Source organism: Streptomyces coryli, assembly GCF_011044975.1.
Taxonomy (GTDB): domain Bacteria; phylum Actinomycetota; class Actinomycetes; order Streptomycetales; family Streptomycetaceae; genus Streptomyces; species Streptomyces coryli.
In genome coordinates this window covers 1-8,612 of the sequence record NZ_JAAKZV010000300.1, presented here as the reverse complement: position 1 = coordinate 8,612, position 8,612 = coordinate 1, and the positions used below count along the sequence as shown (strand labels likewise).

Genomic DNA, 8,612 nt, shown 5'->3' with positions numbered 1-8,612 from the left:
CGCCTCCGCAGGACGAACCGCCGCAGCCGCTCCCGCCCCCGCCCGAGGAGCCGCACCAGGCCGCACCGGAGTCGGTGGCGGACCAGCCGGCATACGACGCCGCGGAGCCGGACGACTTCCCCCCGCCGGCCGCGGCCGCCTTGAGCGCGTCCTTCAGCGGCCCCGCCGCCAGCGCCGCCACGCCGCCCACCGCGACCAGGCCGGGCAGGGCAGGACCGTACGGCTGGGTGCCGGCGGGCGCCCACGGGTTGTGCCGGTGCAGCTGGGCCAGGGCGGACCAGCCGGCCTTGGTGAGCCGCCCCCGGGGCGCCATCGACTGGCCGAGGCCTGCCGCCAGGACGGCGACGAAGAACACCGGAAAGACGCTGAAGAAGTTCGAGTCGCCGGGGTCCGCGGTCACGAACGTGACGAGGAACAGCACCATGAACGAGCCGATGCACGCCCACCGCTGCACCCGCGCGGCATCCTGCCAGGGCTTGACCGCCTCCGGCCGGTAGAGGATGCCCTGCGCCGCCAGCCCGTCCCCGAGGGCCTGCACCGCCGGGCTGCGCATGGCCCCCTCCCGTACGACCTCGAGGTCCGCACCCCACTGCGGGCCGCAGGCGGTCAGGACCGCGCCCTCCACCGGGTGGTGCGCCACCGGGCGGTCCACCTGGAGGTGCCCGTAATGATCCAGTTGCAGCCGTCCGTCCGCGTGCATCGTGCTGATCGCCGTGTCCACCACCCGGCGCGGTCCGCCGGCCAGGAAGGCGGCCTCCAGCGCCGTCTCCGGCAGCCAGCCGGGCGTGGCCGGCGGGGCCGTACGACGCCCCCGTGCCGCCGCGACCACCAGCCACCCGGTGGACGCGGCGATCGCCACGACGGCGGCTGCCGCAAGCACCAGCATCAGCGCCGCCACCCCCGGCCCAGCACGCCGCGGGCCCGGCGCAGCAGCTCCCGCGAGCGGTGCGGTGCCGGGCCGCTGCGCTGCCGCCACCAGCGGCGCAGGTCGCGGCGGGCGCTCGGGTCGCCGGGCTTGCCGGCGTCGAGGAGCCGGCGGGCGAAGGCGAGGGCGTCCTGCCGGTAGCCGCCGGTGAGCGGGTGCTCGGCGGCGTAGGCGAGGAACTCCTTGCGGTACTCGGTGCCCAGGAACCGCGGCAGCTCCGGCGCGATCTTCGCGATCACGTCGGCCCGCTTCGCGGCCAGCGCCCGCGCCTGCACCCGCAGCCGCGCCCGGTCGAAGCCCTCCGGCGCCGGGGTGCCCGCGACCAGCGCGGACAGCAGCGCGGTCTGGCGCAGGGCGAGGCGCTCGCGGGCGGCGGTCAGCTCTTTCGTCTCTGTCTCAGGCATGGACGACCCCCTGTACGTCCTTCTTCGCTTCCCCCGCGATACGGCCGATCGCGTCCAGTTCGGCGGCGAGCTCGGTGACCGGCGGGAAGTTCTCGTCCCGCTCCAGCAGCACGCCGGGCGGGCTGATCCGCGCACACAGCTCCCGCAGCACGTCCAGCACCGGTTCCGGCACCGGGTGCGCGTGGCTGTCGTGCCACACCCCGTCGCGCTCGAAGCCGCCGGCGACATGCACGTAGGCGATGGCCTCCAGCGGCAGCCGGTCGAGCGCCTTCGACGGGTCCTCGCCGCGGTTGACGTGGTTGGTGTGCAGGTTGGCCACGTCGATGAGCAGCTTCACGCCGGTGCGCTCCACCAGCTCGTAGAGGAACTCGCCCTCGCTGAACTCCTCGTCCGGCCAGGAGAAGAGCGCCGCGATGTTCTCGACGGCGAGCGGCACGGGCAGCGCGTCCTGGGCGATGCGCACATTCGCGCAGAGCACGTCGAGCGCGTCGCGGGTGCGGGGGACGGGCAGCAGATGCCCCGCTTCCAGCCGCGGCGACGCGGTCAGCGGACCGCCGCCCCGTACGAACGCGATGTGCTCGGTGACCAGCGGCGACCCGGTCAGCTCGGCCCGCTCCGCGAGCGCCACCAGGCGGCCCGGGTCGGGGCGCTCGGCGCCGCCGAGGCCGAGGCCGACGCCGTGCGGGACGACGGTGACGCCGCGCTCGCGCAGGCGGGCGAGCGGCGCGGGGAGGTGGTCGGGGCAGAGGTTCTCCGCCACCACTTCGACCCAGTCGATGCCCGGCAGCCGATCGATGCCGGCGGCGATCTCCGGCCGCCAGCCGATACCCGTCCCCAACTGCCGCTGCTGCTGTGTCCTGTGTTCTGTCATACGACCACCTCCCCCGGTCACGCAATCGCTCGCGTGGGGGTCTCTTCACCACCGGGCGCGGACTCGAACCATTGATCGCTTTGTTTCAGAGGAAGATTTGAGGTTCCGCGGGCGGGGGCGACGGCAGAGCGGGAGGATCGGGGCATGGGTCAGCTCCCCGCGTATCTGTTCCTGTGCCTGCTCATCACCGTCACGCCCGGGCTCGACACCGCCGTCGTCATCCGCAGCGCCGCCGCGGGCGGGCGGGGTGCCGGGCTGCGGACGGCGCTGGAGTGTGCGGCGGGGCTGTTCGTGCATGCGGTGGCGGTGGCGTTCGGCCTCGCCGGGCTGCTGCTGCGGAGCGCGGTGGCCTTCGAGGTGGTGAAGCTGGCCGGGGCGGCGGTGCTGGTCACGCTCGGGGCGCGGAGCCTGTGGGCGGTGTGGCGGTCGCGGCGGGCGGATTCCCCGGCGGGTACGGAGCCGGCGGAGGAGCCGCGCCGGCGGCTGTTCGGCCTGGGCGGGGGCCCGTTCACGCAGGGTCTGCTCACCAACTTGATGAACCCGAAGGCGACGCTCTTCTTCATGGCGAGCCTGCCGCAGTTCATCCCCGACGACCGCGGCGCCGGCACCGCGGTGCCCGTCGCACTGGCACTGGCCCTCATCGCGGTCGCCTTCAGCCTGTCAGGCCTCGGCCTGGTCGCGCTGGCGGTGGGCCGGATCCGCGGACTGCTGAAGTCCCCGCGGATACGCCGGGCGCAGGAGGCGGTGCTCGGCGGGACGCTGGTCTTCCTCGGGGTGCGGGTGGCCACCGAATAGTCCGCGTTCACCTCGCCATACGCGCCAGCAGCGCGGGCGACCAGTGCGACCCGTAAGCGGTCCGCAAAGCGGGCAGCTGCCAGTCGGCGCCGGTGACGGTGCCGCGGCAGGCGGGCGTGCCGCAGCGGCACGGCATGGAGTAGGACTCGATGCCGGTGAGGGTGGCGTAGTCGCTGGTCAGCTCCTCGCCCGGGGCGATGTCTCGGCGGGCGGTCATGGTGACGGCGTCGGCGAGCCAGAGGTTCGGGTCGCAGGAGTGGTTGCCGTAGCGGCCCGGGTCGTCGGCGGCCATGAGCAGGTGCTGTCCCGGGCCGACGGTGAAGCTGCTGTGCGGCGGCGTGAGGGCGGCCAGTTCGGCGTCGTCGATGAGCCGGCCGCCGGAGCGCTGCACGGGCTCGTCCCGCCGGATCGCCGCCACGGCGAAGAGGCCGCGGCCCTCGATGGGGGAGTCGCGGACCTCGGCCTTGGGCGAGAGCCAGGTGTGCTCGGGGTACGGCGGCACCGGGCTCATACCGGGGCCTCCATCCACACCGTGTCCGGCCACTCCGGGTTCTCCTCGTCGGACGAGCGGCCGGTCTCGCGGAAGCCCTTCGCCTTGTAGAAGGCGTGCGCCGCGTCGTTGCCGTCCAGGACGTCGAGGCGGAGCCGGTCCGAGGTGCGGGCGGCGCGCGCGAAGGCGGCGCGCAGGAGGGCGGAGCCGACGCCCTTGCCGTGGTGGTCCGGGTGCACGTAGAGCTTCCACATCACCGGGATGCCGTCCTCGCCTGGGCTCACGCTCGTCATGCCGACGACGGCGCCGTCCGCGGTCGCGGCGACCGAGACCCGCCCTTCGGCGATCAGCCGCTCGATGAAGTCCAGGCCCCAGTAGCGCTCCAGGCCGTCGGCCACGTATGCGTCGCCCATGATCGGCCCGTACGTCGGTGGCCAGGTGACCAGGCCGACCTCGCGGACGGCGGGCGCGTCGGCCGGGACGGCGTCCCGGATGGTGATCGAGTCGTCCATGCGGCGATGGAATCCCGCACGGGCGGGCGGGGTCAAGGGATTTGACTGTGCAACTCAGCGGTTGCATTCGCGGCCCGGATGTGCAACCTTTGAGTTGCAGACATAGTCCCGAGGAGGACACCATGACCGACGCCACCTACACCGCCGAGGAGCTCGTCGAGCTCGACCGCATCGACCGGCAGATCGACATCGACGCCCCCGCCGAGCGGGTCTGGGAGCTGATCGCACGCCCCGGCTGGTACGTCAACGACGGCACCGTCGCGGACGAGTCCGACCTGCATTACGAGGGCGATGTCGCCGTCCTGCGGCACCCCACGCTCGGCGAGTTCCGGTTCCGGACCGTCGAACTCGACAAGCCGCGTTACGCCTCCTTCCGCTGGATCGGCACCCCGCACCGGGACGAGTCGACGGCCTCGACGCTGGTCGAGTTCTGGGTCGACGAGCGGGACGGCGGCGGGGCGACGCTGCGCGTCGTCGAGAGCGGCTTCTCCGGTCTCGCCGACGACCCGGCCGCGTGGCTGAAGGAGCGCGAGGGCAACAACAAGGGCTGGCTCACCGAGCTCGCCGCCGCGAAGGCCTTCGTCGAGGCGAGGGCGTGACCGCCGGGCTGCCCGTCGTGTGTGCCGCGCTCGGCGACGCCACGCGCTGGGAGATCCTCACCCGGCTCGGCCGCGGCCCGCTGTCGGCCTCCGCGCTGGCCCGCGAGCTGCCGGTGAGCCGGCAGGCGATCGGCAAGCACCTGGAGGTGCTGCGCGAGGTCGGCCTGGTCGAATCCGAGCAGCGCGGCCGCGAGGTGGTCTACCTCGCCGTCGGCGCCCGGCTCGGCGCGCTGGCCCGCGAACTCGACCGGATCGGCCGGTCCTGGGACTCCCGGCTGCTCCGCATCAAGGAGCTGGCCGAGGGTCCCCCGGAAGCTGAAGGGACAGCGAAATGACTGACCACGCACCGGCCTTGCCGCCGGTCACCGACCGCGCCGCCTTCGAGGCCGAACTCGACAAGCTGCGCGTCCGCGAGAAGGCCCACACCCGCGAGGGCGACGCGATCGCCGCCGCCCGGCGCCGCCTCCCCATGGTCGAGGTGGACGCAGGCCTGGAACTGACCGGCCCCGACGGCCCGGTGACGCTGCTCGACGCCTTCGAGGGACGGCGGCAGCTGCTTGCGTACTACTTCATGTGGCACCACGGCCACCCGGCGGCCGGGCAGTGCGAGGGCTGCACGTGGTGCGGCAGCCAGGTCAGGGAGCTGTCGTATCTGCACTCGCGCGACATCACGTACGCGGTCCTCTGCCAGGGCCCGTACGAGGAGAGCCGCCGCTACCGGGACTTCCTGGGCTGGGACATGCCCTGGTACTCCGCGGTCCCGTCCCTCGACCGGCTGCTGACAGGCCGCCGCGTCGGGATGATGCACCTGGTGTCGTATCTCCGCGACGGCGACCGGGTCTTCGAGACCTGGTGGACCACCAACCGCGGCGTGGAGAGCGTGGACAACAGCTACCGCCTCATGGACCTCACCGCCTACGGCCGCCAGGAGCCGTGGGAGGAGTCACCGGACGGCTGGCCCCGGTCCGAGGAGTACATCCGCCTCAGCCACAACGGCCGCCCCATCCCGCACTGGCCGCGCCTCGAGGCGGGCCACTCCGACGACCTGACCGGGTAGCCGGGTCACGCCGAGGCCTCCCCGCGCTCCTGCGCCGCCAGCACCTCGTCGGCGTGCGCGTAGGCCCAGGTCGCCATCGCCTCGATCGGTCCCAGCAGGCTGCGGCCCAGCTCCGTCAGCCCGTATTCGACGCGGGGCGGGGCGGCGGCGTAGGCACGGCGCTCGAGCAGGCCGCTGAACTCCAGCCGGCGGAGCGTCTCGTGCAGCACCTTCGGGCTGATGCCGCCGATCCGGGCGCGCAGCTCGGCGGGGCGCTGCGGGCCGGTGCGCAGGGTGTGCAGGACTACGGCGTTCCAGGTGCCCGCGAGCAGGTCGAAGGCGACGCGGGCCTGGCAGTCGGCGGCGAACATGGGGCCAGTATCGCGGAGTCGACGCTTACCGATCGGTGTCTATCGGGGCCTCTAGCGTCGGCTCGTATGACACGGATAGGAATTCTCGGCGCCGGGACCATGGCGGACGCCCTAGGCACTCAGTGGATACGGACCGGACACGAGGTGATGGTGAGCGGCCGCGACCCCGCGAGGGTGGCGGCCGCGGCGGAGAAGATGGGCGCGCGGGCGGGCGGCTTCGCCGAGGCGGCCGGGTTCGGTGCGGTGACGCTGCTGGCCGTGACGGACACCGCCGTGCCCGCCGTGCTGGCCGCCGCGGGCGGCATCGGCGGGCCGCTCGTCGACTGCACGAACCCCGTCGTACCGGGGGACTTCACGCTCGCCACGGACGGCAGGCCCTCGATGGCCGAGCGCGTCGCGGCGGCGGCGCCGGACGCGCAGGTGGTGAAGGCGTTCAACCTCTGCCACGAGGACGTCTGGCGGATGACGCCGCCCGCCTTCGACGGCGTCCCCCTCGCCGTGCCGCTGTGCGGCGACGACGAGGCGGCGCTGGCGGCGGTACGGGCGCTGGTCGCCGACCTCGGGTGCGTGCCGGTGGACGGGGGCGGGCTGGCGCGGGCCGGGCTGCTGGAGGCGACGATGGCGTTCATGGTGCCGCTGTGGTTGGCGGGGGTGGACGCGCGGGGTGTGCTGCCGCCGCTCGCGTATGCCTTCGGGGAGCCGGAGGCTCAACTGCCCCGCAGCGCCCGGTAGTCGGCGATCACCGTGCAGGAGCCGGGCGAGATCTCCGTATAGCCCGCGTCGCGGACCACCGGCAGGTCGGCGCGCAGCAGCTCCGACCAGCGCTCCGGGGACGGGGTGCGTACGGACAGCGGGAAGCCCGCCGACCGCCAGGTCTTACGGGCCGCGTCGTCCAGTTCCCACCAGGCGAGTTGGGCGCCGTGGCCGGCCTGGGCCATGGCCTTGCCCGCCGACATGTCCAGGTCGGGGGCGAGCCACAGCACCGGGGCAGCGGGGTCGGGGGCCGTGGGCGGCTCCGGGTCGTCCAGGTCGGTGCCGGAGACCTGGAGGCGGGCCAGGTCCTTCGGCCAGCCGTCGAGGGGGACCGGCGGGAAGACCCGCACCTCGGCGGTCTCGCCGGCCACCGTGAGGCCCGGCAGCGCCTCCGCCCGCCGCCACTCCGCGCCGCGGGCCCGCCGGACGACCTTGCGGATACGGGCGTCCTGCCAGGCCCGTACCGCCTCCGCCCACTCGCCGTCGGCGGTCGTCGCGCGCTCGTCGGAGAGGAGTGTGAGGACGGCGCGGGCGGCGGTCTCCAGGGCGTCGGTACGGGCCGGCGGGGCGGGCCGCTCCAGGCGGACGACGAGGGGCAGGACGTACTGCGGCTTGGCGTCCCGGTCGGTCTCGGCGTGCCGGAACGGGCTGGAGGGGTCGGTGCTGGTCACGCTGCCAAGTCTGCCAGCCGCCGGGTGGGGTCCGGGGCGGGGCCGTCGGTCAGGGGAGGGGGCGTGCTCGGTGGTGTGGGACCGGGTGCCGGACCGGCCCTAGTGCGCCGCCGCCCGCTCCCGGCCGCGCAGCGACTGGCGGACGGCTGCCGCGCCGTAGGCGAGGCCCGCCAGCAGGGCCGCGGTCTGCAGCGCCGAGCCGGCGAAGACCGCCGCGTCCGACGGGGCGGCGAGCTGCTCGCGGAGTTCCGGCGCGACGATCCCGCCGATGGCGATCATGACTGTCGCGGCGAAGGCCACCACCGGCGCCCAGCGGGTGCGCACCGCGTAGAGGCCGGCCGCGGCGAGGAGGATGAAGAGGCCGGGCGGCACGGTGGGATAGTCGGCGCCGCCGGCTATCTGGATGGGGATACCGGCCGCGGCGATGAGCAGCGCGACGGTCGCGTACGGGCGGGGGTTCGTCATCGAAGTCATGGCAGCAGCGTGCGCCAGGGACCCGGCCGGGCACGTCCCGTGCGGGAAGGCAGCGGGGCTACTCCCGGCGGCGTACGCGCTCGCTCTACGAGCGGCGTTCGGTCTCGGCTACCGTCTGAGCGCATGAGGCTGCACGGAGTCGGACGGCGGTACGGGGCGCGCTCGCCGTGGGTGCTGCGCGGGGTGGACTTGTCTCTGGCGGGCGGGACGCTGGTGCGCTTCGAGGGCGCCAACGGCAGCGGCAAGACCACGCTGCTGCGCGTCCTCGCCGGCCTCGACGCCCCCAGCGCGGGCCGGGTCACCGGGCGGCCGCGCACCGCGTACGTGCCGGAACGCTTCTCCGGCGAACTCCCCTTCACCGCCGAGGGCTACCTCGTCCACATCGGCCGCATCCACGGCCTGCGCGGGCGGGTGGCGAAGGCGCGGGCGGGGGCCTGGCTGGAGCGCTTCGGGGCGGCGGCCCACGCCCGTACGCCGATGACTGAGCTCTCCAAGGGCAGCTGCCAGAAGGTCGCGGTGGCCCAGGCGCTGCTGGCGGAGCCGGAGCTGCTGGTGCTCGATGAGGCGTGGACGGGGCTTGACCAGGACGCGCGGGGGGAGCTGGACCGGGCGGTGAGGGAGCGGGTGGCCGCGGGCGGGACGGTGGCGTTCGTCGACCATGATCCGCGGCGGCTGGCGGGGGATGCGAGTGCGGTGTACTGGGTGTCGGGC

General features: G+C 74.3%; 12 protein-coding genes and 1 pseudogene. 6 read left to right on the top strand and 7 right to left on the bottom strand.

Annotated elements, in window-relative coordinates; all coding sequences use genetic code 11:
* Together G5C51_RS37050 and G5C51_RS37045 are read right to left on the bottom strand one after the other, a co-directional pair.
* A partial coding sequence (locus G5C51_RS37050) for a TIGR04222 domain-containing membrane protein (RefSeq protein WP_165244464.1) occupies window positions 1-886 on the bottom strand: 886 nt, incomplete at its 3' end.
* Window positions 886-2,200, bottom strand: a pseudogene (locus G5C51_RS37045) (MbnB/TglH/ChrH family RiPP precursor modification enzyme). The gene G5C51_RS37050 and the pseudogene G5C51_RS37045, both read right to left, overlap by 1 nt.
* A gap of 144 nt (window positions 2,201-2,344) precedes the next feature.
* Here G5C51_RS37045 and G5C51_RS37040 point away from each other — a divergent pair.
* The gene (locus tag G5C51_RS37040) at window positions 2,345-2,995 is read left to right on the top strand and encodes a LysE family translocator (RefSeq protein ID WP_165244462.1); all 651 of its coding nucleotides are present in this window, start codon (window positions 2,345-2,347) and stop codon (window positions 2,993-2,995) included.
* Between the two features lie 7 nt (window positions 2,996-3,002).
* Here the strand turns inward: G5C51_RS37040 and G5C51_RS37035 are convergent, their stop codons facing one another.
* A complete protein-coding gene (locus G5C51_RS37035; RefSeq protein ID WP_165244460.1) occupies window positions 3,003-3,506 on the bottom strand; it encodes an SET domain-containing protein in 504 nt (167 codons plus the stop codon).
* Window positions 3,503-3,997: a GNAT family N-acetyltransferase gene (locus G5C51_RS37030; protein ID WP_165244458.1), complete on the bottom strand. Its 495-nt coding sequence runs from the start codon at window positions 3,995-3,997 to the stop codon at window positions 3,503-3,505. Before G5C51_RS37030 ends, G5C51_RS37035 begins: the two co-directional genes overlap by 4 nt.
* 122 nt (window positions 3,998-4,119) lie before the next feature.
* Here G5C51_RS37030 and G5C51_RS37025 point away from each other — a divergent pair, with 122 nt between their 5' ends.
* The 3 genes from G5C51_RS37025 to G5C51_RS37015 are packed head-to-tail and all read left to right on the top strand — an operon-like array spanning window position 4,120 to window position 5,653.
* Window positions 4,120-4,596, top strand: coding sequence for an SRPBCC family protein (locus G5C51_RS37025; RefSeq protein ID WP_165244456.1), 477 nt, complete (start codon window positions 4,120-4,122; stop codon window positions 4,594-4,596).
* On the top strand, window positions 4,593-4,931 hold the full coding sequence (locus tag G5C51_RS37020; RefSeq protein ID WP_165244454.1) for a metalloregulator ArsR/SmtB family transcription factor: 339 nt from the start codon (window positions 4,593-4,595) through the stop codon (window positions 4,929-4,931). Before G5C51_RS37025 ends, G5C51_RS37020 begins: the two co-directional genes overlap by 4 nt.
* Window positions 4,928-5,653 carry a DUF899 family protein gene (locus G5C51_RS37015; RefSeq protein ID WP_165244452.1) on the top strand — a complete coding sequence of 242 codons (726 nt, stop codon included), beginning with the start codon at window positions 4,928-4,930 and terminating at the stop codon, window positions 5,651-5,653. The genes G5C51_RS37020 and G5C51_RS37015 overlap by 4 nt, the downstream gene beginning before the upstream one ends.
* Window positions 5,654-5,658: 5 nt before the next feature.
* Here G5C51_RS37015 and G5C51_RS37010 read toward each other — a convergent pair whose 3' ends face one another.
* Window positions 5,659-6,003, bottom strand: coding sequence for a winged helix-turn-helix transcriptional regulator (locus G5C51_RS37010; protein WP_165244450.1), 345 nt, complete (start codon window positions 6,001-6,003; stop codon window positions 5,659-5,661).
* 66 nt (window positions 6,004-6,069) lie between these two features.
* Between G5C51_RS37010 and G5C51_RS37005 the strand changes: the two genes are divergently transcribed.
* Window positions 6,070-6,735, top strand: coding sequence for an NADPH-dependent F420 reductase (locus G5C51_RS37005; RefSeq protein ID WP_165244448.1), 666 nt, complete (start codon window positions 6,070-6,072; stop codon window positions 6,733-6,735).
* Here G5C51_RS37005 and G5C51_RS37000 read toward each other — a convergent pair.
* On the bottom strand, window positions 6,711-7,427 hold the full coding sequence (locus tag G5C51_RS37000) for a peptidyl-tRNA hydrolase (RefSeq protein WP_165244446.1): 717 nt from the start codon (window positions 7,425-7,427) through the stop codon (window positions 6,711-6,713). The genes G5C51_RS37005 and G5C51_RS37000 overlap by 25 nt on opposite strands.
* Before the next feature lie 99 nt (window positions 7,428-7,526).
* Entirely contained in the window at window positions 7,527-7,901 is a 375-nt protein-coding gene (locus G5C51_RS36995) for a hypothetical protein (RefSeq protein ID WP_165244444.1), read from the bottom strand.
* A gap of 123 nt (window positions 7,902-8,024) precedes the next feature.
* Between G5C51_RS36995 and G5C51_RS36990 the strand changes: the two genes are divergently transcribed.
* Window positions 8,025-8,612: ATP-binding cassette domain-containing protein (locus G5C51_RS36990; RefSeq protein WP_165244442.1), on the top strand; the 588-nt coding region annotated here is incomplete at its 3' end.

Excerpts from the sequence above, each read along its gene's own strand:
- G5C51_RS37010 (WP_165244450.1), bottom strand. The coding sequence starts at position 6,003 with ATGTTCGCCGCCGACTGCCAGGCCCGCGTCGCCTTCGACCTGCTCGCG.
- G5C51_RS37040 (WP_165244462.1), top strand. The coding sequence starts at position 2,345 with ATGGGTCAGCTCCCCGCGTATCTGTTCCTGTGCCTGCTCATCACCGTC.
- G5C51_RS37005 (WP_165244448.1), top strand. The coding sequence starts at position 6,070 with ATGACACGGATAGGAATTCTCGGCGCCGGGACCATGGCGGACGCCCTA.
- G5C51_RS36995 (WP_165244444.1), bottom strand. The coding sequence starts at position 7,901 with ATGACTTCGATGACGAACCCCCGCCCGTACGCGACCGTCGCGCTGCTC.
- G5C51_RS37035 (WP_165244460.1), bottom strand. The coding sequence starts at position 3,506 with ATGAGCCCGGTGCCGCCGTACCCCGAGCACACCTGGCTCTCGCCCAAG.
- G5C51_RS37025 (WP_165244456.1), top strand. The coding sequence starts at position 4,120 with ATGACCGACGCCACCTACACCGCCGAGGAGCTCGTCGAGCTCGACCGC.
- G5C51_RS37030 (WP_165244458.1), bottom strand. The coding sequence starts at position 3,997 with ATGGACGACTCGATCACCATCCGGGACGCCGTCCCGGCCGACGCGCCC.
- G5C51_RS37015 (WP_165244452.1), top strand. The coding sequence starts at position 4,928 with ATGACTGACCACGCACCGGCCTTGCCGCCGGTCACCGACCGCGCCGCC.